We start from the raw sequence: 24,041 nt of genomic DNA, 5'->3' as shown, positions 1-24,041 counted from the left end.
CGCATCGGATAGATACGCACGGCATAGCTTTAATTGCCATCTCCACCACCTCCCATCTCGATCAAAAACGCCGCATTGCGGGCCAAATGCCACAGGTGAGGCAATCCGCTCTCATGATCGTAATGCTCGCCTTTGAGATAGGCCAGCCAGTGCCGGTACAAAGCATCCCTGTAGCGCTGCGGCTCAACCTGACGCCAGTTGTCCGGATCGTGGTACTTGGCGCACCCAAACATGCGTACCGCTGCCACGGCCTCGATCAGCGAGACCGGTACCAGCGTGGGGCGCGGCTTTCCGGCGTCGGCTTTGGCATGCTGATTGCTAATATGATCTGTCAAGATGATCACCCTCTAAAGTCCTCCCATTTACACGACTTAAACGCGGCCCGCATATTGACCCATCGCGCGAACCTGCGCTGCTCTGTAGTCGGCTCACCGCCGTCATAATCCCTGTACGGCTGCGCAAACGGGGTAATGCCAAGCTTGTCCAGTGCCAGCGCACGCCGGTGTGCCTCATCCACATCCTGCACCAGCATGTAGCACCAAAATCGTGACGGTGCAATCCCCGCCTCCCTCATATAGGCCGCCGCCTGCTCGATCACCGGGAGCATAGACGCCGTGTCGCAGCTCAGGCGCACAAACCGTATCCACCGCAGCCTTGACAACAGTCTGGCAATCTCCGGCGTAATTAGCCGGGCGTCCAAACCCTGATTAAAATCTACCCGTACCTGCGCATGCCCCATCTTATCGATCTGCTCCAGGCCATGCGGATGGGCCAGGACATTGTTGTCCAATAGCACCAGGTCACGGCTGTCAGGCCGCTTGATCTCCTCCCAGGTGGAGGCCGGGCGTATCTCCCCCTCTTTGCGTGGCACAATACACCACGGACAATTACGGATGCAACCTCTTGTCAAAAATCCGACCGCATGCGTTACGTGTGGATACATGCTGTAATCCGGTGAGGTTGCCTCTATCTCCGGCGGCAGACTGCCATAGTCCTTGTACCCGGTACCGCCACGGATCACCTCATTCGCCCGGATGACGGTCTCCACGTCCGATGAAAACGTAAATACCTTGCTCATGTATACCCGGTCGTAGGTTTTAAACCCATCCCACCACTCCACAGCGTCGGCTCTCGCCTTGTGCCATGCGGACAAATGCATCAACGCCAAATTGGGGAACCCACTGTGACCATCCACATCAATGAGTCCGATGTCCATGTTTGGCCTGCTTTGCCTCCTCTATCAATCCCAACGCTTTGTCCAAGCACTCCTCACACCACGGCTCACCATCTACTCTACAGACGATTTCCCGTACTTCTCCGCATTTTGCGCATTTACACTCCATGCTGTTCCTCCCCCGGCATAACCGTTTTAATCGGGTTGCGGTAGGCAATCCAAGCTCCATAGTCGCACAGGTTGTATACCACACGCCCGACCAGTTCGTCATTATCATACTCCCAGTATGTAAACACACGATTTGCCCCAACGTATGCCCATGCGGACACGGTCAAATCTTTGTCTGGAGATACAACCCAGACCCATTTCCCGCGCATCCCCCGCAGCTCGTCCAGCGTCAACGGGTCGTTCTTTTCCCGGTCCGCCTGGGCCAGCTCGCGGAGGCGGTCTGGCGTGGTGCCAAGGGCCTGTGCCGCCAGTTTTATGACAGCCTCCGGCGTAAATGTCGCCTTGATTTCCTCCGGCCCTATCCAGGTGTCCTCGTAGGCGGCGAGGCGGTCAACGTGCAGTCCCCTCTCTTCACGGCCATCAATATTGACACGCCATTCTCCTCCGCCCTGGCCATTAGGACACCAATATGTCAGTCTCTCCATGCTCATCCCTCCCCCAAAGCCAGTTGTCCGCCCTGATAGAGCTGGTACAGTGTATTGCCTCGACCGTCGGTCATGTATGGCAGAAACACCTCGTCCATGCTCACCATACCGGCCTCAATGATCGCCATTTGCGCCAGCACCCAGTCTCGGATATTGCGCCAGCCTGTACGCTCCGCCTGTGCCAGGTCTGCCTTGACTTTTTGCCGCTGGAGTACTTGGCATACTCCATCGATGTTGGCCGGGAGCATAAAGCCCCGTCGCCCGTTCGGCGTGTCAATGGCAAAGGCTACACCGGTGGGACGTCCCTGGTCATCATACTCCACCATAATCTGTCGCGCCCCATGCGCCGCGAGCGCCCCCTGAATCTCACCCAGGCTCGTGTACACGTCCACCCCGGATGTATAATTTTTGATGGCCATTGCTCACTGCTCCATTTCCCTCAAAATTTCAATCTTGCGTTGCATGCACCAGGCGGACGTCGGAGCACAAAAATCATCTTGTGCGGAGCATTGAGAGAAACAACCGCATTTATCGCAATGCCCGCCCGCAACGGCCTGCGAAATCGCTAATCCCTCTGCCTGTTTCGCTTTCGGGTACGGCTTATCAAATATGGTGATGTGTGTCCATTTATCCATCTCTACTCAAAACTCCTCTCCGAGTCTAAATTGCTCCGGTATTTCCTCCCGCTTTGGCCTCCGGTAGGACATCCCGGTGATCCGGCTGGACGCCATGGAAAAGGCCAGTGTGCAGCCCCCAACGCCGCCGTGTCGGTTTTTGGCCAGATCCACCTCCAGGAGAGATGGGACGCTGGGGTCCACTGTGCTGCGGTCGGCGTAGTAGTCCTCCCGGTAGAGGAAGATCACCCCGTCGGCGTCCTGCTCCAGGGCCCCGGTGTCCCGCAGGTCAGAGAGCTGAGGCCGCTTGATCTGCCGCCCCTCCACCTCCCGGTTGAGCTGACACAGGGTCAGGATGGGGAGACGGAGCGTCCGGGCCAGATTTTTCAGGGCGCCGGAAATCTCGGTGGTATACTCCACCCGCCCGACCCGGCGGGAGGCGGCCGGGGGTAGGATCTTGCCAAAATAGTCCACCACGATGAGCCGCAGTCCGCCAATGCTGCGGGCCAGAGTGCCAATGTCGTCAACCGTTACCGTGGGGGCGTCGTTGGAGTAAAATGCCAGGCTTGCCAGGGACTTTGCGGCCTGACTGACCTTGGCCTCCTCCAACTCTGTAAGGGGTTGCATCAGCAGTTTGTTGGCGGAGATGCCGGTCTCTCGGGAGATCCGCTTAGCTGCTAGTTGTTCTGTGTCCATTTCCAGGGAGACAAATAATACCGGATCAGTTTGGGCCACCCGGTCGGCAATGTTAAGAGCCAGGGTCGTTTTCCCCATGCCGGGCCTTGCGGCCAGGAGATAGAGTCCGGAGTTGAGCATCCCGCCTCCCAGCAGCTCGTCCAGGGCCATATAGCCGGTGCAGACATAGCCCCTGGCGTCCCCGGCCTCCACAGCGTCCCGCTGGCGGAAAAAGGCCAGAAAGCCGTCTGCCGGAGTGACCAGCCGCCCAAGGCTGCTCTGGGACGCCAAGTCATCCAGCCTCTGCCCGGCTGCGGAGAGGACGGCGGACGGCGACTCCCGTCCCACAATGCCCTCTCGGATGCGATCAGCGGTCTCCATCAGCGCCGCCCGAAGGCTCTCCTCCTTGACCAGCTTGACATACTCCATCACATTGGCGGCGGTGGGGGTGAGTTCCATGAGATTCAGCACATATTGCCGTGAGACCTGCGCCCCCATTTTCTGGGCACGGTCCAGGATGGTCACGGAGTCGATCCTATCCCCATCCCGCTCCAAGGCCAGGGCCGCCTCGTAGAGGGCCCGGTCTCTCTCCAGGCGGAAATCTGTTGGGCGGAGCTCCCGCTCCACATCCGGAAGACACCGGTCCGTGAGGAGGATGGCGCCGATGACGCTCTGTTCGGCCATAAGATCCAGCCTCTGGCTATGTACTTCCGGCATCCGGCACAAGCACCTCCTCCCCGTTGATGACCTCCGTGTGCCATCCGGTGAGCTGTCTGGCCCGCGCCTTGGGTGGTCCCACCTTGCCGCCCTGTTTAGGCTCGTCTGTCCACCGCTGGTTTCGGAGGTACCGGCAGGCGTAGGGCGCCGGCCAGTCCTCGGCCCTCACCTGCCACTTGAGCGCCCGGGCAATGGCGTCGATGAGCGCGTCATCCGGCTTGAGCCTGTCCCATTCCCGCACGGCGGATACCCGGTCTTCATGGCGGGGGTAGAACGCCCAGAATGCCTCGAACCGCTCAGGCTTCCAGGTGGGGACGCTCTTTGTTTTCTTCTTTTTGGCCTGTCCCCCTTGGGGGACTATAGGGGGTATATATTCTATACTTGTATTATTCTCCTGGACATTTTTGTCGGGAGGGGTGGTGACAAAATTGTCAGGAGGGGTCCCGACAATTTTGTCGGGAGGGGGTGCTGCTGCCTCCTGTCCGCATACGGCATAGATCCGTCGCTCCAGCACCTCCCGCGTGTCGGGAGGGGTAGTATCAAAATTGTCAGAGCTCCCGACAATTTTGTCGGGAGGGGGTTCGGATTCCTCTTGACTGTATACAGCATAGATCCGCCGCTCCAGCACCTCCTGCGTAGCCTCGTCCCGGATCACGTCCACCCGCAAATACCCCCGCTCCGCCAGCGCGGCAAAAAGCCGGGTGATGCTCCGGTCAGACAGGCCGAACAGCTTTGAAAAGTAGCTGTTTTGGGCATAGCAGTACCCCAGCTTGTCCGAGAGGGCGGTCACCTCGCCGTAAAGCAGCTTGGCATTGGGAGATAGTTCCGTGTCGTACCGGACGGATGCGGGGATGACTGCCCAGTATGCCGGTCGTTCTGTGCCCGCCATATTACAAAAGATACTCGACCCACCCTGGCAGGCCGATTGCGACAATGATACACCCCAAAAACATGGCGCAGTCCCGCAGCGCGAGCCGTGCCCGCCGCCGCTCCGCCCGGGTCATTTTATGCCATGCCTGGCGCTGGGCGGCCAAAATACCCGTCCTCCGCCGGCGGTTGCGTCCATCCCCCACGGGTCTCCAGTCAGCGTCTATGTAATCCATACTCTGCTCCTCCTCTTGATGATGTCCGTGCCGCTCCTGGCGCGGCGGGTCGCGGTGACGCCGAGAGGCGCGACGCCCTGGCCCGTGCGTCCGGGCTCCGCCTGATCCCCGCCGCCCCAGCGGCGGCACGGCTTGTCCACTGCTTACAGGGGCTGCTCTACTGGAGCAGCCCCCTCCATCATGCCGGCTCCGCCTCCGCCCAGCGGGCATCTTCCATGGTTTGTTCCGCCGACTCTGCCCCGAAGCGCACAACCGTCATCCCATCCGGCGTCCGGGCCTCCACCTTCCACCCGTCGCACATGGCTTCCACTTTTACGATCTTGTTCACATACATCCTCCTTCCTTTTCGGTGCAGGGCGGCTTCTAGCTGCCGCCCCGTCTCTTGACGTGGGTGTGGTTAGGCTTGTCTACTGGCGGGACTTACCCGCCTTGCGCCTCCCTGATCTTCCGGCCCGCCCGGATGAAATCGACAATGAGCGACTTCGCGTCCTCCGGTAGTTCGTGATTGTCTAAGTACGTGCTCAGGTCTTCGCAGATGGACCCGTCGGCCATGATATTTGTGACCTTGACTCCTTCTTTCACGATGTCACCTCCTGCTGGGATGCTATGCGGATGGGCTTGGGCACTTTCCGCTATAGGTGATTGGTAATTCTTCTCGCCTTCGGGCTCACACACTGGTAGCGGGTCTTTTATGCGCTGTTCCGCTTGCCCCCTCCCCCGCCCTGTGGTATGATTTGGGTGGTGGGAGGAGGTGAGAACATGTATCTGTTTAAATGTAAATGCGGCGCTCTCTTTACAGTCAAAAAACTTGGAGGCAGACACTTGGTATGCCCGGATTGCAGAGAGACCTATCCGATTACAAGCTGTTCTGAACAGAGTGAAATTGAATCGGAACGCACGAAATCCGGGCTAGATGTTCGCATCATTCCAGATGACGCCAAAATCACCGTCACATTCGATACCTAACTTCGCGTCAGCCGTCGGTGCCAGCCGTCGGCTGATTTATTTTCACCTGTAACGAGGTCTGTGTGATGCTGATTTCATCCAGCGTATCACGGAGTTCGTCAAGTAAGCCCCTTGCCTTTTCCGTTGCTGCTATCAGCTCATCCAATCCTTCCATCTCCAGCGTGATTCTCGGTAGCCTTGCCATGCTTTCCCCTCCTTTCCCCCGCCGCTCATGGTCGCCCGTGGGTAGCGGGCCTTTTATGCGCTGTTCCGTTTGCCCCCTCCCCCGCCCTGTGGTATGATTTGGGTGGTGGAGGAGGTGATTTTATGAGCCCTTTGCTCAAAGATGACTTAAATCGATTTTGCCGGGTATATCTGGATAACATGTCCGATGTTTTGAAGAGGCTCCCCACGCCCGCAGCGATGAAAATTAAGCAAGAACTTGAAGAGGAGTTTGACCTATTCCAGCTATCCATGTTTAACCGCATAGAAGAAGAATTTACGAAACAGTAGGTGTTGTCTCATCCAAAAGCGTCTGGGCCGTCGCCAGCGTCTCAGACGCTTTTTTGTAAGTCAGTCCGCTGTCAACTAATAACTGGACAATTTTCGAAGCAATTTCTTTTGTTGCCTCATCTGGTGTTGGCATCCCATATGGGAGTCTCATCCTCCTCACCTCCTCTCATGCGCTGTTTTGGGCGTCTCCATTCTGCGGATTACTATCCTTGTTTAAATTTGGTGCTTGTGATATACTTTTTTTGACAGGTAACGCCGAGCCAAGCCCATCAAGGGAAGGTGTAACGACTGGACACGGAGCATCCCATCGGGATGAAGGCACAGTCTGAACTCATGGGCGACCATGAGAAGCGGGCAGAAATGACCCGCTCACGCCGAAAGGCGGAGTAACAGTTTGGATTCATGGTATTGATAATATGACTCGCGGACTGGCCGAGTTTGCCGATAACGACGGAATCGCTTCGGCCATTGATTCCGCCGACAGCGGAATCGCTTCCCTCGCACATGGCGTAGCCGACTCCCTCGGCGGTATCGCCACTACCTACAAACCCTTCACTTTCGATGACGAGGTGAGTAATCGCCCTGCCGCCCGGCAACGGGCGGTCTGCACTCCTTAAATTCGGCGAAAGCCTGTCCCTGCCCGCCGCTCATGGTCGCCCGTGGGTAGCGGGCCTTTTATGCGCTGTTCCGCTTGCCCCCTCCCCCGCCCCGTGGTATGATTTGGGAGGGAAGGGAGGTGAAATTATGAATATCCATGATGGTGCTAGGATTATCCTGAAATATATGTTAGATCAGGTACTCAGCATTGGCAGTCTAGAGGATGGTTTCTATATTCGTTATGATGAGTTGGCGAATCTCTTGAACCTTGAAAGTGAAAATTACTGCCACATATGCTTCCAATACCTGGATCAACTCGCATGTATCCAAATTACTCGGAATGATGACGGCGCCCGCTTTGTTCTCCTTACCGCAAAAGGCATTGATTACCTAGAAGGGGCCTAAGCAGCCCAACGTCCTCTAGATCCTTCAAATAGTACTCTGGCAACCTCCGGCAGAGCTGCGATTTCTGCCGGAGTTGCCTTTTCGTCCTCTGCTACTCGGGTTACGAATCTCGCAAGACTCTTAATTATCTCTTCATATTGCTCTATGTTCATGGTCTCTCCATCCTTTCTAACTGGCGTAGGGGTTTTATGCGCTGTTTTGGTCCTGATCGTGCCGGTGCTGTTTCGCCCAGTCCCACAGGATTTGCAGGACGAGGGCGTTTAGTGTGTGACCCTCCTGCTTTGCTATACTCTGCAATTGCGCCTTTAACGTTTGCGGTGCTCGTACCAAGATTTTTGCAATCATGACATCCCTCCTAGGTGAATACACTTTGATTCCACCTCATGTTAACATAGGTGTATTCACTTTGTCAACTCCTTGAAAGCATATTTTTTGTCCTCAATGTGTTATCATAGTGTCATCACTTTGTGGGAGGGGTATCTATGCCGTCGAACGTACCCATGCGGGGGTTAAGAATGACCGATGAACTCTACCTTAAGCTGAAAGCCATTGCAAAAATTGAGAATCGCTCATACAATCAAGAAGCGGTATACATTCTCCAGCGTTTTGTAGCTGAATACGAAGAAATGCACGGCGTTATTGACGTAAACACTGACGACCTCTATCAATAAGCCAAAGCAAATAGGCATTCAGGCTCATACCCAACTTTGCCGCCTCCCCTTGGAGCTGCTCCTTGAGCTCTGCCGGGAGGCGGATTGTCGTTTGCTCACGCTCCACCCCGCTCACCTCCTCTCATGCGCTGTTTTGGGCGTCTCCATTCTGCGGATTACTATCCTTGTTTAAATTTGGTGCCTGTGGTATACTTTTTTTGACAGGTAACGCCGAGCCAAGCCCATCAAGGGAAGGTGTAACGACTGGACACGGAGCATCCCATCGGGATGAAGGCACAGTCTGAACTCATGGGCGACCATGAGAAGCGGGCAGAAATGACCCGCTCACGCCGAAAGGCGGAGTAACAGTTTGGATTCATGGTATTGATAATATGACTCGCGGACTGGCCGAGTTTGCCGATAACGACGGAATCGCTTCGGCCATTGCCTCCGCAAATGAAGGTATTGCTTCCTTCGCACGCAATGCAGCCAGCATTACCACTCTCGCGTCTTCCTTCAAGCCCTTCACGTTTGATAATGACGAGGTGAATCATCGCCCTGCCGCCCAGCAATGGCCGGTCTGCACTCCGTAAATTCGGCGAAAGCCTGTCCCTGCCCGCCGCTCATGGTCGCCCGTGGGTAGCGGGTCTTTTATGCGCTGTTCCGCTTGCCCCCTCCCCCGCCCTGTGGTATGATTTGGCTGGTGGAAGGAGGTGAGAACATGTATCTGTTTAAATGTAAATGCGGCGCTCTCTTTACAGTCAAAAAACTTGGAGGCAGACACTTGGTATGCCCGGATTGCAGAGAGACCTATCCGATTACAAGCTATTCTGATCAGAGTGAAATTGAATCGGAACGCACGAAATCCGGGCTAGATGTTCGCATCATTCCAGATGACGCCAAAATCACCGTCACATTAGATACCTAATTTCGCGTCAGCCGTCGGTGCCAGCCGTCGGCTGATTTATTTTCACCTGTAACGAGGTCTGTGTGATGCTGATTTCATCCAGCGTATCACGGAGTTCGTCAAGTAAGCCCCTTGCCTTTTCCGTTGCTGCTATCAGCTCATCCAATCCTTCCATCTCCAGCGTGATTCTCGGTAGCTTTGCCATTCTTTCCCCTCCTTCCTGACTGTCGTTGGCCCCGCCTCCGGTCTCACACACCGGGGGCGGGGCTCTTTTTCTCCTTCGTCAGCCTGTTTCGCCCCCCTAAAATGTTGAAAAAACTTCTGCTTTTGTTGACGCCTCCACGGAGCGCCTGATAAGATACAAGCATCCATAGAAGGGAGGTGGACGCCATCGCTACGACAGAAGTCCTAGTGACTGCCCTTAGTTGTCGGAGACGAAGAAGGCGGCCAAGAATCTTGAATAAACGGATCATGCACAGCTAGCAATTCCCCGTCTGTGGACCAGTATTGGGCGACAATGCGGTTTGGATTATCTTCGGTTCCCGCTCCGGTCACGCTTTCCGTCAGGATGACCGATATGACCTGTGCAGAATAGACAGAGCTATGTATACGCCCCATAGGAGTCTCCTTTCTCAATTCGAAGAAGATTTATCTACAAATGTAGAGCTACAGCCTAAAAAAATATCTCCAACGGGGATCCCGGTCAAAGCGGATATTTTAGAGATTTGGCCTATTGTTGCCCGCGGCGGCTCTTTTTCAATTTTAATATACGTTCCGCGGGCAATTCCGAGCCGTTTCGCCAGTTCCGCCTGCGTAAACCCAGCAAAATGCCGTGCTTGTTTGATAGTGAACTGCAAGGCGATCAACCTCCTTTTTGGAATCAGTATAACTCTACTTTTGTAGATAGTCAATAGCAAATTGAACTTTTGTAGAAAAAATATGTTGCTACGGGTCTACATTTGTGATAATGTAAGCTCGAGAGGTGAACATGATGAAGATTGCAGAAAAAATATATCGGCTCAGAACTGAACACGATATGACACAGTCTCAGCTTGCTAAGATCGCGGGGGTGTCCGACAAGGCCGTCTCTGCTTGGGAGGCGGGTACCCGCGACCCAAAAATAAAATCCATCCAAGGCATATGCTCACATTTTGGAATTGATATCAACCGTTTTATAGATGAAGATACAAATGACTATAGAGAAAAAGCGCCCACCCCCGTTTCCGAGAGTGGGCCTTCTGATAAAGAGCTAATTAGCCTTTGGAGTAGTCTGACGCCGGAAGAGATTTTGCGGGTAAAGGATTTTGCGCTAGGGCTAAAAGCAGCTCGTAAAGAACCGCCTTCTCGTCCTGAGTAAGCTGATCTAATACCTCCTGCATCTCTTGATCAGACATAAGTATTCCCCTTTCCCAGGGGCGCGCCTCACTGTTTTGAGCTCTTCCTGATTTTACCACATAGCATTTATTTTTGTCACTGGCAATTCTTTCCTCCATCGCGTTCTCCGATCTCCCGCAACCCTTGTCAGTGACTTCATAATAGTACGTTTGTTCTATTCAGTCAACCCGGAAAAGTTGCCAAATTTCAACGTGCATTTTCTGCGTTTTAACAGGAGGTGAGAGGCTGAATAGTCCGGATTATGGGACACATAAAATGTTATTGTTACCCAGCCGCCGGAGGGCGGTGAAATATGGAAAGAGGAGATGATAGTAATGAAATCGAAAATCTTGTCTCTCGTGTTGGCATTTTATTTTGTGCTTGCGTTGTCCGCATGCTCCAGCGGAGGTAACTCTCCATCACCCACGCTGTCCCCGTCGCCCACACCGACAACGACTACCGACAGTCCGGATCTACCGGATTCAGAAACTATCGATAAGATCTCAGTTGAAATGAAACTGGATGCCACATTGTTACAGGCAATCGTGACCATTAAAAATGACAGCGATTATGTTTTCAACGGAACAATTCCAGTCCGCTTTGAAAATAATCGCGGAGAATCGTGCGGTGATGACATAATTTTTGTAGAGGATTTAAAACCGGGAAATTATACCTATGCACGTATTAATCTCACTAATGTAAGCAATAACCCCGCTTTGTATTATGATTTCTTTAGTACATCTTTTGAGGAGGGCGCACCTAGTTCTGGCGGAGAGCTCAACGAGGACGCTTCGGCTGAGATCACGGAATCATTTGACATTGGTTTTGGTGGCGCTGGAAACCCTGAATATGCGACCAGCTGGTACCCGAGTTGTGTCAAAATTGAGATATTTAATGCTGAAAATTCTGCGTATGCGACAGTGACCGTAAAAGATGACAGCACAGAAGAAGCCATATCCAGGATAGGAAATGCGATTTTTGGAAACTACGCAAAAGATTATGGACTTTCCAAGGTTACTCTAATCACTGAAAGTGGGGAGGAAGTCTTCACTAGGGAAGGTTAATCTAATCCAACAAAATGCCGCCCCCGGTGCTACCAACACCAGGGGCGGCGGGAAGGTGTAGACCACAGAGCGGCGGCTACCCTTCCATTTTACCCAGACGGGAGGATTTTGTCAATGTCCAAAGAAAACATGCTGGTCTTTGGCTACGCCCGCGTGTCCACCGACAACCAGCTTGAAAACTACTCCATCGAAGAGCAGACAGAGCGCCTGAAAGCTTACTGCGCCGCCAAGGGCTGGACTCTGCTCCAGACCTACGTGGACGGCGGATACTCCGGCGGCAACACGGACCGGCCCGCCCTCCAGGAGATGCTGTCCGCCATCCGAGAGAACAAGATCGACGCCGTGGTGGTCTACAAGCTGGACCGCCTGAGCCGTTCCCAGAAAGACACCCTCACCCTCATTGAGGATGACCTGCTCTCCCACGGTGCCGACTTCGTATCCATCAACGAGAACTTCGACACCTCCACCCCATTTGGCCGGGCCATGATCGGCATTCTCTCCGTCTTCGCCCAGCTTGAAAAGGACCAGATCACCGAGCGCTTCACCATGGGCCGCATCGGTCGGGGCAAGGCTGGGTACTTCCACGGCGGCGGCAACCCACCCACCGGGTACGACTACATAGACGGCAAGCTTGTAGTGAACGAATACGAGGCCATGCAGGTCCGCGAAGTCTTCTCCGCCTTTCTGGGCGGCAGGTCCATCAACGCCATCCAAAAGGACCTCACCGCCCGCTACACCACCAGGTGGACGGCGGCCAAGGTCCGCAACGTCCTCAAGAACAGCCTGTATACCGGCAAGGTACACTTTCTAGGCCAGGAATATCAGGGCATCCATGAGCCCATCATCGAGGAGTCTGCCTTCCGGGCCGCGGTCCAGGCGCTTTCTTCCTTCGAGCGCGAGGCGCAGAAGACCACGGCCCAGCGAACCCCATTCCGGGCTGGCTACCTCCTCTCCGGGCTGGTCTACTGCAACCGTTGCGGCGCCCGGTACTCTGCCAACCACGGCTACTATAAGTGCTACTCCAGGGCCAAGAGCAGCCCGAAGTTCATCGTGGACCCAAATTGTAAAAACGACAACTGGGCCATTGAGGACCTAGATGCCTTGGTCTGCCGGCAGGTGGACGCGCTGGTCTTGCACCAGGATGCGCTGGACAGTCTCCTCGCTCAGACGGACCAACCCAAGGCCGTGAAGATCGACAAGACGCGGCTCCGCAAGCGGGCCTCAGAGATCGATATCCAGATCGAGCGATTGATCGAGCTATACCAGTTCAGCGCCATCCCCATGAGCACCTTGACGGAAAAGGTGAACACCCTCTCTGCCGAAAAAAAGGCCCTCCAAGAGCAGTTGGACGCCCCCGATGAGGTCCCGGCCCGAGAACTCTTTCAAATGGCGGTATCGGACTACAGGACAGGCTTTTCCGACGGGGACATCGCCCAAAAACGGGCTTTGTTGTCAAGACTCGTGGAGCGTGTAACCATTGATGGACAGTCGGTTGAGGTCCATTGGCGGCTTTAGTGCAAAATTATACTGTCCATGCACATGGTCAGGGCCTGTTTGCCGCAGGCCCGCGCCTTTTGGAAAGCGTGGTCCAGCACAAAAGCCACCCGCGGCAGATACCCGAAGTCCTCCAGCAGGGTAAAGAGGGGAAAGAAGATAGCCATCGGCGGCAGCATGACGGAGATCACCCAGGCCAGCACCCGATAGACCCCCAGCACCAGCGCGCCGTGGAGCCACTCGGGGACCTGTAAGTACGCAAAGAGATCGGTAAGTCGATCCTGCACCCAGAACAGGCCGTCCGCCAGGAGGGCCGACGGAACATTGGCCCCGGCAATGGTGATCCAGAATACCACGGCCAGCAGGCACAGCATCACTGGGATTCCGGTGGCCCGGCTGGTGAGGATACGGTCCAATTGTCGGTCCCTCCTGGCCGCGTCCTCCCAGTGGAACGTCACCGTCTCCCCGGCAATCTCCGCCCCCGCCCGGACCAGAGAGGCCACCACGGTCTCCCGCAGGCTCTCCTGGTCCAGTCCCTCTTCCTTCAGCCCCGCCTGCGCTTCCAGCAGGGCGACGCGCACCTCCGGGTCCTCCATCAGGTCGATTTCGAGGAATTTTTCCAAGGCACACAGCAGAGAGGGGTCCTGATCCAGCAGCCGCAGGGCCGTCCACCGCGCCGGAAGCCGCCCCTCCAGCCGCCGGGCCAGCACTGGCTCCAGGCGGGCCAGCGCCCTCTCTACGGCTGAGGGGTAGCCAGGCCGGAACGTATGGGGCGCCTCCTCCGCCGCCGCCATATCCGCAACGGCCTCCATCAGTTGCCCCAAGCCCTCGTTCCTCCCGGCGGCGGTAGCCACTACCGGCACGCCCAGAAGGCGTGAAAGCTCCACAGTATCCACCTCGATCCCCTTGCTCCGTGCCTCGTCCATCAAATTGACGCACACAACGGTGCGCGGGGTGATCTCCAACGTCTGGAGCACCAGATTCAGGTTGCGCTCCAGGCAGGTGGCATCGCAGACCACCACCGCGCCGTCGGCGCCGCCAAAACAGAGGAAGTCCCGGGCCACCTCTTCCTCGGCGGAATGGGCCATAAGGGAATAGGTCCCCGGCAGATCCACCAGAATATAGTCCCGGCCCCGGTGGGTATGCCGCCCCTGCGCGTTGGTCACCGTCTTTCCCGGCCAATTCCCGGTGTGTTGACGGAGGTTGGTCAGCGCATTGAATACCGTGGACTTGCCCACGTTGGGATTCCCCGCCAGGGCGATGACCCGATCCTCCGGGCTGCGTCTGTCGATGATCAGTCCGGCGTCGGCAGCCCCCGCGCCGGTGGAGGTATGTGTAAGGCCCATCAGGCCAGCACCGCCCGGCCGACGGCCTGGGGCACGTTCTCTCGCTCCAGCGCCACGCAGCGGGCGTCCTGCTCCCGCAACGCGATGACCGCTCCGCGAATCAGATAGGCCGCCGGGTCCCCGGCGGGGCTGTGTCCCTGGCATGTCACCCTGGTCCCCGGGATGAGCCCGATGTCCAGCAGCCGGCGGCGCATGGACGGCTCCGCGTCCACCCGGCTCACAAGGGCGCTCTGCCCGTCCAGAAGCGTGTTCATAGAAAGCTGTTCAAACATATCTGGCAGCTCCAATCATAAGATGTTATGGGAGGGAAACTTTGTTTCCGCACCCTATCTTATGCGAAGGGGGTCGATGGGTGACTATGGAAGAGGAGCAGGCGTTCTACACCCAGAAGGGCTATGAGATGCGCAGCGGCCAAACCGTGACCAGCGCCATGGAGGATTATCTGGAAATGATCTGTCGCCAGGCCAGGACGGAGGGCTATGCACGCATCAATTTTCTGGCGCAGCGGCTCAATGTGAGACCCTCATCGGCCTCTAAAATGGTCTATCAGCTCCGGGATCTGGGTCTGGTGGCATTTGAAAAGTACGGTCTGATCCGCCCCACGTCCGCCGGAACGGAACTGGGGGCCTATCTGCTCTACCGCCATGACCTGCTCCACCGTTTTTTCTGCTGGGTCAACGGCACCACGGATGAACTGGAGCAGGTGGAGCAGGTAGAGCACTATATCCGCAAGGAGACCCTCCACAATCTGGAGCAGCTGATGGAGCGCTGCGGCGCGCCCTGAGTGCGGCGAGGCCAAATACCCCCATCCGGCCCCGCCTCTTTGTGAAGCGGGGCCGGATGGGGGTGTGACAACCACATGGGATTGGGTTGGGGGAGTTCATTTGAGCAATTCCGCTACGGTCCGCCTATAGACCTCTGCACAGTTTTTCACCTGCCAGGCATGGCCGTACTCGTTTGCAGCGTGCATACCGCCGCCGGAGGGGCCGAAGGTCACGGTGGGTATCCCCAGAGATACCGCCAAAATATTGGAATCGCAGACCGATGGGTCGTATTCCACCGGCAGCTCCTCACCCGTAACCTCTTTGAACGCACGCTGGAGGGTGGTGACCAGGCCGTCATCCGGCTCCAGGGCAAAGGACTGCATGTAAGGGGAATTCCGGGGCTTAAGGCGGACCTCCACCTTCTCTTCCAGGCCCAATGCGCGTGCGGCATCCAGCATCTGTTGGATACAGGTTTTTTCGTCCTCTCCCGGCACCACATACCGGTCTACGAAGATATTGCAGACCTCGGGTACCACCAGAGTGCCCTTGTTGCCCCCCTCCATGTGCCGGACACACCAGGTTCCATGCTTCAGGTTGGGATGGGTCAGGGTAGGCAGGGCCTCGATGGCCGCAGCCAGCCTGCCTCCGGAGATCAATGCGTTCTCACCTACCGCCGGATAGTGGCTGGCATGTGCGGCCACGCCATGGACCGTCACCTCAAAGCTGTAGCGGCCCCGAAACCCGATGGCGACGTTATCATACCGGCACTCCGCCATAATGGCGTAATCGGCTGTGATACCCTCCTCCACCAGTTGGTAAGTTCCCTTGGAAAGCCCCTCCTCATCGGAGACAAAGCACGCCTCAATCGTCCCGGTAAATGCGTCGGTATGCTGGGCATAATACTCCAAGGTCTCCAGAATGGCGGCCAGCCCACCTTTCATATCCATGGCGCCCAGGCCGTGGACCTTATCCCCGTCCTCGGTGGGCACAAAGGGGTCCGTGTTCCAGCCATTGGCCACATCCACCGTGTCGATATGCCCAATGAGCATGATGGTCTTTCCCGGCTTTCCGCTGTCGAGCACCGTCCAGACAGAGGGGCGGGCCTTCTCCGTCCGGTCCTCGGGAAAGTAGCTGTAGTGGGGCTCCAGGTTCATGGCGCGAAGCTCCTTGGCGATGTAATCTGCCAGATTGACTTCATGCCCGTTGACGCTGTTGATCCGAATCATATCGTACCAGCGCTTGATGATCTTTTCCATTCCGATCTTCTCCTCTCTCACATCTGAGCGGTTATTGGGGCCTTCAGCTTGGCCATCCCGATACCGGTAAGCCCCATCGCCAAGGAGATGATGATGGACAGCCACAGCATGGGGGCAAAGGGGGCAAAGGACATATTGTCAATGCCCAGGGTGCTCACTACATAGGCTCCAGTGGTGGCCCAGGGCACCAGGGGCGCGAGACCCGTGCCGGTGTCCAGCATGATGCGCATCAGGTTCTTTTTGTCCAGGCCGTATTCCGGGAACATATCCTTCACCATGGAGCCCACCACAGGGTAAGAGACATAGTAGGCTCCGGTAATGGTGAAGAACAGCGCGTGGATGACCAGGACGCCGGTGGCCATGATTTTGGAGTTTCCGGCTATCCTGTGCACATAGTCCAACAGGATATCCACCACGCCGGCGGTACGCAGGGGGGCGCCGAACACACCGGCGGCGATGAGCAGACCGATCGTCCCGAGCATGCTGGTAAAGCCGCCCCGGGTCAGCATGCTGTCCACCACCTCCACGCCGGTGTCGCTGACAAAGCCGCCGTACATGGCGGAGGCCACCGAGTGCACATTCTCTCCCTGGAGCGCCATGGCCAGGACCACAGCCACAAAGATACCGGCGGTGAAGGTTGGCAGGGTCGGCTTTTTCAGGACGATCAGGACCACCACCACAATGGGAGGCAGGAGCAGCAGGGGCGAGAGGTTGAACTGGCTAGTCACCGTGCTCAGAATGGCTTCATAGGTCTCACCGCCCACGGTGCCCCCGCCGAAGCGCAACCCGTATATACTCAGGAACACCAGCGATACGAGATAGGCCGGGCCGGTGGACAAAAGCGCGTGCTTGATCCCCTCCATCAGGGGCACCTCCGTCACACTGGAGACCAGCACAGGGGAGTCCGACAGCGGTGAAATCTTATCCCCGAAAAAAGCCCCTACTACGATTGCGCCGGCGGTGACCGGCAGCGGCACGCCCAAACCCTGGGCCACGCCCATAAAGGCCACGCCCACGGTGGCCAGAGTGCCCCAGGAGGTTCCGGCCATGGTGGACATCAGCGTACAGACAACGCAGACGATGGGCAGGAACAGCCCCGGCGTCAGCACTTTCATGCCATAATAGATCATGACGGGCACAGTACCGGAAATCATCCAAGTGCCCACCAGCACGCCGACCGCAATCAGAATCAGAATGGCCACCAGCATCGAGCTGATGGTCGCCTTCATATCCGCCTGTAGATCGTCATACCGAATACCAAAGCAGCAGGAGAGCACGCACATCAGTACACCGTCAAACAGCAGGATGATGCGGTTGTTGATGCCCATCTTCAGCCCTATGAAGATGATGGCGATGCCCAAGATCAGCATCAGCATCGCTTGCCAGGGTTTTACCGTTTTCTTCTTGACTTGCTCACTCATTGAAGCTTCCTCCTCTTTTTCTCCGCTTGCGCCGGCCTCATGCCGCCGCTTTCAATTTTGTATGAAGCAAATCGTGTGCCAACTTTTTCTTTTTCCCCAAAAAAGCCGCAACCCACTGTATTTTCAAGGGCCCAATTCCATCACGTTTGCTGAAATTCATCGCTTTCGTGCTTTACCGGCCTGTTATGGGGCTATTTGCGGGCTCTATCGCCCAAAAATTCTTTTGTTTCTCTAGCATTAGGCGTTTATCTCCATAAAATCACTAAATATCTTTCAAATTGTATATATTTTGCTTGCATTTCTAATTTATTTATTCTATAATAATATTATTAATCTGATTGTGAGATGTTTATGGGGCGTTTTGGGGTGGCACCAATGAAGACACTGCTTTTGGTCACAAAGCGGAGAGCCGTACAGGAGATGTACTACGAAGAGCTTGTCAAGGTCTTTGGCGAACGGCTCAATATCCTCCCCTGCGTCCAGTCCGACGACGGGACCGATTTCACATCCGACAGCGGCATTGCTCAGGCGGATATCGTACTGATCACCAACCCCTACTCCTTCCCCTTGGCCAGGCGCCAGATGCGGCCGGATGCCCAAATCATCAATCTGAATTTCTCCTTTTCCAGAGACAAGGTGGACGCGCTGAAGCTTTTCCCCGTGGGTACGGAGGCCCTGGCCTGCTTTAATTACTATTCCTCCGCCCATCAGGCGGTCAACGCCCTGTATGAGGCGGGGGTGACGAATCTCAATCTCTACGTCAACTATCCCGGCAATCGGAATTTGAATAAAAAGCGGATCGGCCTGGCCATTGTCTCCGGCCAGACCGACCAGGTGCCGGACGGGGTCACACGGGTCTTTGATCTCGGCCCACGCAAGCTTTCCCTGACCACCATGCTGGAGATTGCCGTAAAGGCCAATATCCTCGACAGTGCCCTGGAGGAGGCGATCATCCGCTATTCCAGGACGATTTCCGTACCGGACAACTTTCTCTCCTACTTCTATGACTCCTCCGGCGCCTCCACGCTTCAGCTCAAAGCTGTGATGGAGTGCATCGACTACGGCATCGTCATCTACGACCAGAACTGGCGGATCATTAACTTCAACCAGAACTTCATCCGGCTCTTTGGCCTAAGCCCCAATCTTTATGGAAGGGTCCTCCGGGATTTCCCCTGGGAAGCCGAGCTGAAGGACCTCATCTTTTCCGACCGCGAATTCCGCAACCGATTGTGCACACTCCATGGCAGAGGAAAAAGCTTTACTGTCTCCAAAGAAAAGATCAACAAAGGGGACAGGCAGTGGGACCTCTACATCCTGTTGCTCAAGGACATTACGGAGCTGACCAATCTGGAGCGATCCCTCCGGCATCAGATTGCAAAGCGGGGGCATGTGGCCCGCTACACCTTCTCGGATATCAAGGGGAACAGTCCGGCCATGTCCCAGTGCCTGGAGAAGGCCCGGCGCATCGCGCAGATCGATAAGCCCACGCTGATCGTCGGCGAGAGTGGCACAGGCAAGGAGCTCTTCGCCCAGTCCATCCACAGCGCCTCCTCCCGGGCCCATTTCCCCTTTGTGGCCATGAACTGCGCGGCGATCCCCCCCACCCTGCTGGAATCGGAGCTCTTTGGTTATGAAGAGGGCGCCTTTACCGGTGCCCGCAAGGGCGGAAAAGAGGGCCTTTTCCAGATGGCGCAGAAGGGGACCCTCTTTCTGGATGAGATCGGCGAGCTCTCCCTTCCCACCCAGGCAAAGCTCCTGCGGGTACTGGAGGAACGCGAGATCATGAAAGTAGGCAGCGGAGAGCTTATCCGTGTGGACGTCCGCATCATCGCCGCCACCAACCGTGATCTGAACGCGTTGGTAGACTGCGGCACTTTCCGGCTGGACCTCTACTATCGGCTCAACACCCTTATCATCAACGTGCCGCCCCTACGCTCCCGGCGTTCCGACATTCCCTTGCTCATCCAGGAATTTCTTCTCCACGAGGGCAAGGAAAAAATGGAGATGGAGCCTGCGGTGCGCGCTTTTTTGATGGATTACCCCTGGAAGGGCAACATTCGGGAGCTGAGGAACTGTGTGGAGTATATGGCCAATCTCTCCGACGGTCCCATCACGGCGGACCACCTCCCGGACTATATACGGGAGACTTACGAGTCCTCCCGCTCTTCCCAGGCCCTTCTCCACAAGCGGGTAGGCGAGCTGACCCAGTATGACCGCGAGGCCATCACGAATATTTTAATCCTGCTGAAGCGAAAGCCCGCCGGTCGGCGCGGACTCCTCCGGGCGCTTTCAGAAGAGGAGCTCTACATGACCGAATACCGCCTGCGGGAGCTTTTGAACTATTTGAGTCAGAACGGCTACGTGGTCTTCGGCCGCGGAAGGGCAGGCTGCTCCCTGTCCAGATCCGGCGAGCAGCTCCTCTCCCTGCTGCGGCAGAAGTCATAGATAAAACGGCGGCCTCCCACGTTGACGTGGGAGGCCGCCGTTTTATTGTTACAGCCGTGCCAGCTTGGCGTTGAGCTTGGAATAGACGCGGGCCCGGAACCAGGGTTCGGAGGAGGCCTCCACGGCCTCCTCCCTGCCAAACCAGGCCACTGCGCTGTTTTCGTCGGGTTTTACCGCCAGAAGTTCGTGCTCGTCGGCCTCCAAGAGATAGGTGAGGTTCAGATGAAGGTGAGAGGGGACATACCTCCCGCGCTTCTCATGGCCGTCCACCGTCAGGATCTCCAGGGAAAAGAGCGCCTCCGACACCGGCGCCACCCGGGCCAGTCCGCTCTCTTCCCGTACCTCCCGCATCGCCACGGCCAGCAGATCCCGCTCTCCGTCCGCATGTCCGCCCAGCCAGGACCAGGAATCGTAAATATTGTGATAGGCCATCAACACCCGCTCTCTGTCCCCGTTCACCACCCAGGCCGAAGCGGTCAGATGGGCGGCCTCATTCTCCCGGGTCCACAGGTTCTGGCCGGTACGCAGTAATCCCATCAAAACCGCCCGGTCCCGCGCCTCCTGCTCGTTGAAGGGGGCATAGCGCTCCAGTATCTGCAAAAGCTCCATCTTTTACACCTCGATCCAGTACCGCTGTGTGACACCCGCGCCCTCCCGTACCTCTCCTTCCAGCATGCCGCCATTGGACAGGATGGTTCGGGCCGAAGCGGTGTTTTCCCGGTCACAGGTCACCAATACGCGGGAAATCCCCATCTCTCTGCACTTTTCCAGGGCGAGGTGAAGCATCTCCCCCGCGTATCCCTTCCGACGCTCCCCTTTTCGGACGCTGTATCCGATATGGCCACCGAACCGACGCAGGTAATCATTGAGGGCATGCCGAATCTGAATCATGCCTACCAGAGTCCCGTCGGAGGCCCGTACCCCCAGATAGGAGGTGGCGGGCACCAACCCGCCCCGCACCGTTGCTGGGTCCATGTTGTTCCTTACTCCCGCAAGCCATTCGGCGTAGGACTCTGACTCATGCAGGTTCCCTGCACCGTGCAATCTCTCTCCCATTTCTATAAATTCTTTTCGGTAATCCATCACGTCATTCTCCCACTGCTCATCCGGGAGCGTCAGTCCGATTTCATCTCCCAATTTTTTCACGCCTCTCTCCTTTATTTCCGCGCCTTTCCGGGAAAGCTATCTCCGGAATTCCAACTACAAAAGGAGGTTGTCACAAATGGACGCGCTCAACCCGATCGCCGACCTGCCCATGGGCTTCGGCATGGCTCTGGCCCAGGATCTCTCCGCCATGGACCGCTTCGCAAGCCTTTCCCCTGATGAGCAGCGGGATCTGATCGACCAGACCCACCGCATCACCTCGAAGGCCGAGATGCGGTCTTTTGTCAGCGCCCTAGGCAGGGACGTGACCCCGCAGGACCTGGCGCCCTGATGAGCGGGCGGGCGGGGTGCTCCCGCCCGCCCTTTTACTGCTCCAGCGCCGCCAGCTCCTCCCGCAGGCGGAGCAGGTCTCCCCGTATGTCCAGTCCCTGAGGACATTTCTCCTCACAGGCCCCGCACCCCACACAGCTCGTCGCCCGGCTGGCTTCCTCCATATTGCCCCACCGGGCCTGAAAGCGGGGCGGATTGTGAAACATGCCCCAGTCGTTCCAGAGCTTGAAATTCAGCGGGATATCCACCCCCGCAGGGCAGGGCATACAGTAGCGGCACCCCGTGCAGCCGTTCTTGACCAAGCGCTTGAATTCCGCCGCCGCCCGCTCCAGGACCGCCTGCTCCCCGCTGTCCAGCGGCTGAAAGGCTGTAAAGGTGCGCAGATTGTCTTCCAGCTGCTCCATTGTGGACATACCCGAGAGGACCGTCATGACATTGGGCATGCCTGCCACCCACCGGAGCGCCCAGGAAGAGGCAGAGGCCCCGGGATGTTTCTCCCGGAAAAGCCGCATGACGGACTCCGGAGGGTTGGCCAGGGAGCCGCCCTTGATGGGCTCCATCACAATGAGCGGGACCCCCAGCTCCTCCGCAAGGCGATATCCCCTGATCCCGGCCTGATCCTCCGTGTCCATATAGTTGAACTGGATCTGGCAGCAGTCCCAGTCCCGGGCCGTCAGGATCTCCCGGAATTCCTCATAGGCGCCGTGGAAGGAGAAGCCAAAGTGGCGGAACACGCCTTGTCTCTGGAGTTCCAGGCACCAGTCCACCACACCCAGCTCCACCATCTCCCGCCAGCGGGCCCCGTTGATGTTGTGGAGGAGATAAAAATCCAGGTCGTCTCTCTGGAGCCGCCCCATCTGCTCGTCGAAGATGGTCTTGGCCTTATCCAAAGAATGGATCAGGGTCGTGGGCAGCTTGCTGGTGAGGAAATAGCTCTCCCGGGGATAGGCCGCAAGCGCGCGTCCGACAAAATTTTCGCTGGCGCCATTGTGGTAGAAATAAGCGGTGTCGAAATAGTTGACGCCGCCGCGGTAGGCCCTGTCCAGCATGGCCTGCGCCTGCGCCTCGTCAATGCCCCCGTCCGGGCGCGTGGGGAAACGCATACAGCCGAAGCCCAGCAGGGACGGCCTTACATGCAGCTTTTCCATCTTTCTGTATTCCATCTGATCTCCCCCAGTTCCGTTCGGATTCTTTTCTGTCTCGGCGGATTTTCAGATTTATTTTACCACACCAGGGCGCGTCCGTCTACATAGCCTGGAGGAGAGAGGTTGGGGGTGGTTCTATGTCTTGTCCGGCCCCGTCCGGCCCATCCGGCGAGACCCTGGTACTGCTCAGCGCTGCGGCTGCGATCCAAATCGCCCAGGGAAGGAGCGCCGACGACCTGGGGGTGCTGGCCGCCTTTTTTACCGCCCTGGCGGATAACCTGGCGCTTCTGGCCCTCCGTCAGGACGCCTCGTCCGATGCGTCGTCTTGTCAAAACTCTGTAAATTCAGCGCAACCACGTTGCGCATCCGTCTCCAAACGTGTAGAATATAAAAATCAAGGAATGGAAAGCGGGCATGAAGCATGATCTGCGGCATTGTGGACCTGGGCTCCAATACCATACGGCTGTCTATTTATCACTGGGAGGGGCAGGACTTCCGCCTCCTGCTCAATAAAAAGACCATAGCCGGCCTGGCCGGCTACGTTCAGGGCGGCGTACTCTCCGACAGCGGCATCCTGGTGGCCTGCCGGACCCTTTCCAGCTACCGCGCCCTGCTGGACAACTTCCAGGTGTCGAAAATGCACGTTTTCGCCACGGCCTCCCTCCGCAACATCTCCAACACCGGAGAGGCGGTGGAGACCATTCGGGACGTGACCGGCATCCCTGTGGAGGTCCTCTCGGGCGACGCGGAGGCCGCCCTCTCCTTTAAGGGCGCCGTACTTCCCGGCGGCGTATCCACCGGCCTGCTGGCGGACATTGGCGGCGGCTCCTTCGAGCTGGTGTCCTATGAGGATATGTCCATCACCTCGGCCTGCTCCCTGCCGGTGGGTTCTCTCTCCCTCTACACCCGGTTCGTAAACGGGCTCTTCCCCACGTCTGAGGAGCGCAAGGCCATGCGCGCCTATGTGGAGGAGCAGTTGGACCGCGCCAGGACCGCGGGCGTCCGCCGCGGCCGCCTGTGCGGCGTGGGGGGCACCATCCGGGCCCTCAACAAGCTCTCCGTGGACGTATTCCACAAGCCGCCCGAGAGCCGTTCCATGACGGCGGAAGAGCTGCGTGAGCTATACAAGCTGCTGAAAAAAGATGGCCGGGACACGCTGCGTCAAATTCTCCATGCCGCCCCGGACCGGGTCCACACTCTGGTGCCCGGCCTGGTCATTTTGAATACGATCATCAAGGCCTATGGAGTGGAGCTGGTGACCGCTTCCTCCTCCGGCGTCCGTGAGGGCTACCTTATGATTACCTCCTAATAGGAACGCTGTAATATCAAGGCTTTTCGGAGCCGA

36 protein-coding genes and 1 pseudogene are annotated in these 24,041 nt (G+C 57.0%); 14 read left to right on the top strand and 23 right to left on the bottom strand.

The window, feature by feature from the left end; translation table 11 throughout:
- Nucleotides 1-29: 29 nt before the first annotated feature.
- The 10 genes from SRB521_RS05530 to SRB521_RS16060 form a co-directional block, all read right to left on the bottom strand.
- Nucleotides 30-344, bottom strand: coding sequence for a dATP/dGTP diphosphohydrolase domain-containing protein (locus SRB521_RS05530; protein WP_116722611.1), 315 nt, complete (start codon nucleotides 342-344; stop codon nucleotides 30-32).
- Nucleotides 341-1,195: a radical SAM protein gene (locus tag SRB521_RS05525; protein ID WP_243647718.1), complete on the bottom strand. Its 855-nt coding sequence runs from the start codon at nucleotides 1,193-1,195 to the stop codon at nucleotides 341-343. Before SRB521_RS05525 ends, SRB521_RS05530 begins: the two co-directional genes overlap by 4 nt.
- A gap of 137 nt (nucleotides 1,196-1,332) precedes the next feature.
- On the bottom strand, nucleotides 1,333-1,827 hold the full coding sequence (locus SRB521_RS05520) for a hypothetical protein (RefSeq protein ID WP_116722609.1): 495 nt from the start codon (nucleotides 1,825-1,827) through the stop codon (nucleotides 1,333-1,335).
- Nucleotides 1,828-1,829: 2 nt separating this feature from the next.
- Nucleotides 1,830-2,246 carry a hypothetical protein gene (locus tag SRB521_RS05515; RefSeq protein ID WP_075703975.1) on the bottom strand — a complete coding sequence of 139 codons (417 nt, stop codon included), beginning with the start codon at nucleotides 2,244-2,246 and terminating at the stop codon, nucleotides 1,830-1,832.
- Nucleotides 2,247-2,249: 3 nt separating this feature from the next.
- Nucleotides 2,250-2,462 carry a hypothetical protein gene (locus tag SRB521_RS05510; protein WP_116722608.1) on the bottom strand — a complete coding sequence of 71 codons (213 nt, stop codon included), beginning with the start codon at nucleotides 2,460-2,462 and terminating at the stop codon, nucleotides 2,250-2,252.
- Between the two features lie 6 nt (nucleotides 2,463-2,468).
- Complete coding sequence (locus SRB521_RS05505) at nucleotides 2,469-3,833, bottom strand: replicative DNA helicase (protein ID WP_116722607.1); 1,365 nt, start codon at nucleotides 3,831-3,833, stop codon at nucleotides 2,469-2,471.
- Nucleotides 3,817-4,722 carry a helix-turn-helix domain-containing protein gene (locus tag SRB521_RS05500; RefSeq protein WP_116722606.1) on the bottom strand — a complete coding sequence of 302 codons (906 nt, stop codon included), beginning with the start codon at nucleotides 4,720-4,722 and terminating at the stop codon, nucleotides 3,817-3,819. Before SRB521_RS05500 ends, SRB521_RS05505 begins: the two co-directional genes overlap by 17 nt.
- Before the next feature lies 1 nt (nucleotide 4,723).
- Nucleotides 4,724-4,936, bottom strand: coding sequence for a hypothetical protein (locus SRB521_RS05495; protein ID WP_116722605.1), 213 nt, complete (start codon nucleotides 4,934-4,936; stop codon nucleotides 4,724-4,726).
- Nucleotides 4,937-5,114: 178 nt separating this feature from the next.
- A complete protein-coding gene (locus SRB521_RS16065) occupies nucleotides 5,115-5,264 on the bottom strand; it encodes a hypothetical protein (protein ID WP_165366574.1) in 150 nt (49 codons plus the stop codon).
- 92 nt (nucleotides 5,265-5,356) lie between these two features.
- Nucleotides 5,357-5,518 (bottom strand): BOW99_gp33 family protein, encoded by a 162-nt coding sequence (locus SRB521_RS16060; RefSeq protein ID WP_165366573.1) that lies wholly within the window; start codon nucleotides 5,516-5,518, stop codon nucleotides 5,357-5,359.
- Between the two features lie 177 nt (nucleotides 5,519-5,695).
- Between SRB521_RS16060 and SRB521_RS05490 the strand changes: the two genes are divergently transcribed.
- Nucleotides 5,696-5,902: a hypothetical protein gene (locus tag SRB521_RS05490; protein ID WP_129868798.1), complete on the top strand. Its 207-nt coding sequence runs from the start codon at nucleotides 5,696-5,698 to the stop codon at nucleotides 5,900-5,902.
- Nucleotides 5,903-5,909: 7 nt separating this feature from the next.
- Here SRB521_RS05490 and SRB521_RS16055 read toward each other — a convergent pair whose 3' ends face one another.
- Nucleotides 5,910-6,086 carry a hypothetical protein gene (locus SRB521_RS16055; protein ID WP_165366572.1) on the bottom strand — a complete coding sequence of 59 codons (177 nt, stop codon included), beginning with the start codon at nucleotides 6,084-6,086 and terminating at the stop codon, nucleotides 5,910-5,912.
- Between the two features lie 122 nt (nucleotides 6,087-6,208).
- Between SRB521_RS16055 and SRB521_RS05485 the strand changes: the two genes are divergently transcribed.
- Nucleotides 6,209-6,394, top strand: coding sequence for a hypothetical protein (locus SRB521_RS05485; RefSeq protein WP_116722662.1), 186 nt, complete (start codon nucleotides 6,209-6,211; stop codon nucleotides 6,392-6,394).
- On the opposite strand, the gene SRB521_RS16050 is transcribed toward SRB521_RS05485, so the two are convergent.
- Entirely contained in the window at nucleotides 6,381-6,545 is a 165-nt protein-coding gene (locus SRB521_RS16050) for a hypothetical protein (RefSeq protein WP_165366571.1), read from the bottom strand. The genes SRB521_RS05485 and SRB521_RS16050 overlap by 14 nt on opposite strands.
- A gap of 265 nt (nucleotides 6,546-6,810) precedes the next feature.
- Between SRB521_RS16050 and SRB521_RS16315 the strand changes: the two genes are divergently transcribed.
- Both SRB521_RS16315 and SRB521_RS05480 read left to right on the top strand, forming a co-directional pair.
- Entirely contained in the window at nucleotides 6,811-7,011 is a 201-nt protein-coding gene (locus SRB521_RS16315) for a hypothetical protein (RefSeq protein ID WP_116722663.1), read from the top strand.
- A gap of 127 nt (nucleotides 7,012-7,138) precedes the next feature.
- Nucleotides 7,139-7,396, top strand: coding sequence for a hypothetical protein (locus SRB521_RS05480; RefSeq protein ID WP_116722664.1), 258 nt, complete (start codon nucleotides 7,139-7,141; stop codon nucleotides 7,394-7,396).
- A 186-nt stretch (nucleotides 7,397-7,582) separates the two neighbouring features.
- On the opposite strand, the gene SRB521_RS16045 is transcribed toward SRB521_RS05480, so the two are convergent.
- Nucleotides 7,583-7,741: a hypothetical protein gene (locus SRB521_RS16045; RefSeq protein WP_165366570.1), complete on the bottom strand. Its 159-nt coding sequence runs from the start codon at nucleotides 7,739-7,741 to the stop codon at nucleotides 7,583-7,585.
- A 137-nt stretch (nucleotides 7,742-7,878) separates the two neighbouring features.
- On the opposite strand from SRB521_RS16045, the gene SRB521_RS05475 reads away from it, so the two are divergent.
- From SRB521_RS05475 to SRB521_RS05470, 3 genes are all read left to right on the top strand, one after another.
- Nucleotides 7,879-8,067: a hypothetical protein gene (locus tag SRB521_RS05475; protein ID WP_116722665.1), complete on the top strand. Its 189-nt coding sequence runs from the start codon at nucleotides 7,879-7,881 to the stop codon at nucleotides 8,065-8,067.
- 371 nt (nucleotides 8,068-8,438) lie between these two features.
- A complete protein-coding gene (locus SRB521_RS16310; RefSeq protein WP_116722666.1) occupies nucleotides 8,439-8,639 on the top strand; it encodes a hypothetical protein in 201 nt (66 codons plus the stop codon).
- 128 nt (nucleotides 8,640-8,767) lie between these two features.
- Nucleotides 8,768-8,974 carry a hypothetical protein gene (locus SRB521_RS05470; protein ID WP_129868797.1) on the top strand — a complete coding sequence of 69 codons (207 nt, stop codon included), beginning with the start codon at nucleotides 8,768-8,770 and terminating at the stop codon, nucleotides 8,972-8,974.
- 7 nt (nucleotides 8,975-8,981) lie between these two features.
- Here SRB521_RS05470 and SRB521_RS16040 read toward each other — a convergent pair whose 3' ends face one another.
- Together SRB521_RS16040 and SRB521_RS05460 are read right to left on the bottom strand one after the other, a co-directional pair.
- Nucleotides 8,982-9,158 carry a hypothetical protein gene (locus tag SRB521_RS16040; protein ID WP_165366569.1) on the bottom strand — a complete coding sequence of 59 codons (177 nt, stop codon included), beginning with the start codon at nucleotides 9,156-9,158 and terminating at the stop codon, nucleotides 8,982-8,984.
- A 427-nt stretch (nucleotides 9,159-9,585) separates the two neighbouring features.
- A complete protein-coding gene (locus SRB521_RS05460) occupies nucleotides 9,586-9,810 on the bottom strand; it encodes a helix-turn-helix transcriptional regulator (protein WP_165366568.1) in 225 nt (74 codons plus the stop codon).
- A gap of 131 nt (nucleotides 9,811-9,941) precedes the next feature.
- On the opposite strand from SRB521_RS05460, the gene SRB521_RS05455 reads away from it, so the two are divergent.
- The 3 genes from SRB521_RS05455 (at nucleotide 9,942) to SRB521_RS05445 (ending at nucleotide 12,906) form a co-directional block, all read left to right on the top strand.
- The gene (locus tag SRB521_RS05455; protein ID WP_116722399.1) at nucleotides 9,942-10,310 is read left to right on the top strand and encodes a helix-turn-helix transcriptional regulator; all 369 of its coding nucleotides are present in this window, start codon (nucleotides 9,942-9,944) and stop codon (nucleotides 10,308-10,310) included.
- Nucleotides 10,311-10,662: 352 nt separating this feature from the next.
- Nucleotides 10,663-11,391 carry a hypothetical protein gene (locus tag SRB521_RS05450; RefSeq protein WP_116722400.1) on the top strand — a complete coding sequence of 243 codons (729 nt, stop codon included), beginning with the start codon at nucleotides 10,663-10,665 and terminating at the stop codon, nucleotides 11,389-11,391.
- A gap of 114 nt (nucleotides 11,392-11,505) precedes the next feature.
- Nucleotides 11,506-12,906 (top strand): recombinase family protein, encoded by a 1,401-nt coding sequence (locus SRB521_RS05445; RefSeq protein ID WP_242976587.1) that lies wholly within the window; start codon nucleotides 11,506-11,508, stop codon nucleotides 12,904-12,906.
- 17 nt (nucleotides 12,907-12,923) lie between these two features.
- Here the strand turns inward: SRB521_RS05445 and SRB521_RS05440 are convergent.
- Both SRB521_RS05440 and SRB521_RS05435 read right to left on the bottom strand, forming a co-directional pair.
- Nucleotides 12,924-14,231 (bottom strand): annotated as a pseudogene (locus SRB521_RS05440) (FeoB small GTPase domain-containing protein); the annotation flags it as partial.
- Nucleotides 14,231-14,503 carry a FeoA family protein gene (locus SRB521_RS05435; protein WP_052082639.1) on the bottom strand — a complete coding sequence of 91 codons (273 nt, stop codon included), beginning with the start codon at nucleotides 14,501-14,503 and terminating at the stop codon, nucleotides 14,231-14,233. The gene SRB521_RS05435 and the pseudogene SRB521_RS05440, both read right to left, overlap by 1 nt.
- Before the next feature lie 86 nt (nucleotides 14,504-14,589).
- Between SRB521_RS05435 and SRB521_RS05430 the strand changes: the two genes are divergently transcribed.
- Nucleotides 14,590-15,015 (top strand): metal-dependent transcriptional regulator, encoded by a 426-nt coding sequence (locus tag SRB521_RS05430; RefSeq protein WP_178388492.1) that lies wholly within the window; start codon nucleotides 14,590-14,592, stop codon nucleotides 15,013-15,015.
- 96 nt (nucleotides 15,016-15,111) lie between these two features.
- Here the strand turns inward: SRB521_RS05430 and SRB521_RS05425 are convergent, their stop codons facing one another.
- Together SRB521_RS05425 and SRB521_RS05420 are read right to left on the bottom strand one after the other, a co-directional pair.
- Nucleotides 15,112-16,251, bottom strand: coding sequence for a M20 family metallopeptidase (locus SRB521_RS05425; protein ID WP_033117545.1), 1,140 nt, complete (start codon nucleotides 16,249-16,251; stop codon nucleotides 15,112-15,114).
- Between the two features lie 17 nt (nucleotides 16,252-16,268).
- Nucleotides 16,269-17,672, bottom strand: a complete 1,404-nt coding sequence (locus SRB521_RS05420) for a Na+/H+ antiporter NhaC family protein (RefSeq protein ID WP_116722402.1) — start codon at nucleotides 17,670-17,672, stop codon at nucleotides 16,269-16,271.
- Nucleotides 17,673-18,047: 375 nt separating this feature from the next.
- On the opposite strand from SRB521_RS05420, the gene SRB521_RS05415 reads away from it, so the two are divergent.
- Entirely contained in the window at nucleotides 18,048-20,117 is a 2,070-nt protein-coding gene (locus SRB521_RS05415) for a sigma-54 interaction domain-containing protein (protein ID WP_033117543.1), read from the top strand.
- A 48-nt stretch (nucleotides 20,118-20,165) separates the two neighbouring features.
- Here the strand turns inward: SRB521_RS05415 and SRB521_RS05410 are convergent, their stop codons facing one another.
- The gene (locus tag SRB521_RS05410) at nucleotides 20,166-20,726 is read right to left on the bottom strand and encodes an NUDIX hydrolase (RefSeq protein ID WP_075704191.1); all 561 of its coding nucleotides are present in this window, start codon (nucleotides 20,724-20,726) and stop codon (nucleotides 20,166-20,168) included.
- Nucleotides 20,727-20,729: 3 nt separating this feature from the next.
- Nucleotides 20,730-21,263: a GNAT family N-acetyltransferase gene (locus SRB521_RS05405; RefSeq protein ID WP_320765430.1), complete on the bottom strand. Its 534-nt coding sequence runs from the start codon at nucleotides 21,261-21,263 to the stop codon at nucleotides 20,730-20,732.
- A gap of 76 nt (nucleotides 21,264-21,339) precedes the next feature.
- Here SRB521_RS05405 and SRB521_RS05400 point away from each other — a divergent pair, with 76 nt between their 5' ends.
- The gene (locus SRB521_RS05400; protein WP_033117541.1) at nucleotides 21,340-21,552 is read left to right on the top strand and encodes a hypothetical protein; all 213 of its coding nucleotides are present in this window, start codon (nucleotides 21,340-21,342) and stop codon (nucleotides 21,550-21,552) included.
- A gap of 34 nt (nucleotides 21,553-21,586) precedes the next feature.
- Here SRB521_RS05400 and SRB521_RS05395 read toward each other — a convergent pair whose 3' ends face one another.
- Both SRB521_RS05395 and SRB521_RS05390 read right to left on the bottom strand, forming a co-directional pair.
- Nucleotides 21,587-22,714, bottom strand: a complete 1,128-nt coding sequence (locus SRB521_RS05395) for an aldo/keto reductase (RefSeq protein ID WP_075704192.1) — start codon at nucleotides 22,712-22,714, stop codon at nucleotides 21,587-21,589.
- A 59-nt stretch (nucleotides 22,715-22,773) separates the two neighbouring features.
- Nucleotides 22,774-23,028: a hypothetical protein gene (locus SRB521_RS05390; RefSeq protein WP_129868796.1), complete on the bottom strand. Its 255-nt coding sequence runs from the start codon at nucleotides 23,026-23,028 to the stop codon at nucleotides 22,774-22,776.
- A gap of 89 nt (nucleotides 23,029-23,117) precedes the next feature.
- On the opposite strand from SRB521_RS05390, the gene SRB521_RS05385 reads away from it, so the two are divergent.
- Nucleotides 23,118-24,005, top strand: coding sequence for a Ppx/GppA phosphatase family protein (locus SRB521_RS05385; protein WP_116722403.1), 888 nt, complete (start codon nucleotides 23,118-23,120; stop codon nucleotides 24,003-24,005).
- Nucleotides 24,006-24,041: the final 36 nt, after the last annotated feature.

Source organism: Intestinimonas butyriciproducens, assembly GCF_004154955.1.
GTDB classification, from domain to species: domain Bacteria; phylum Bacillota; class Clostridia; order Oscillospirales; family Oscillospiraceae; genus Intestinimonas; species Intestinimonas butyriciproducens.
The sequence above is the reverse complement of the archived record's forward strand: the minus strand, read 5'-3'. Positions and strand labels throughout refer to the sequence as shown.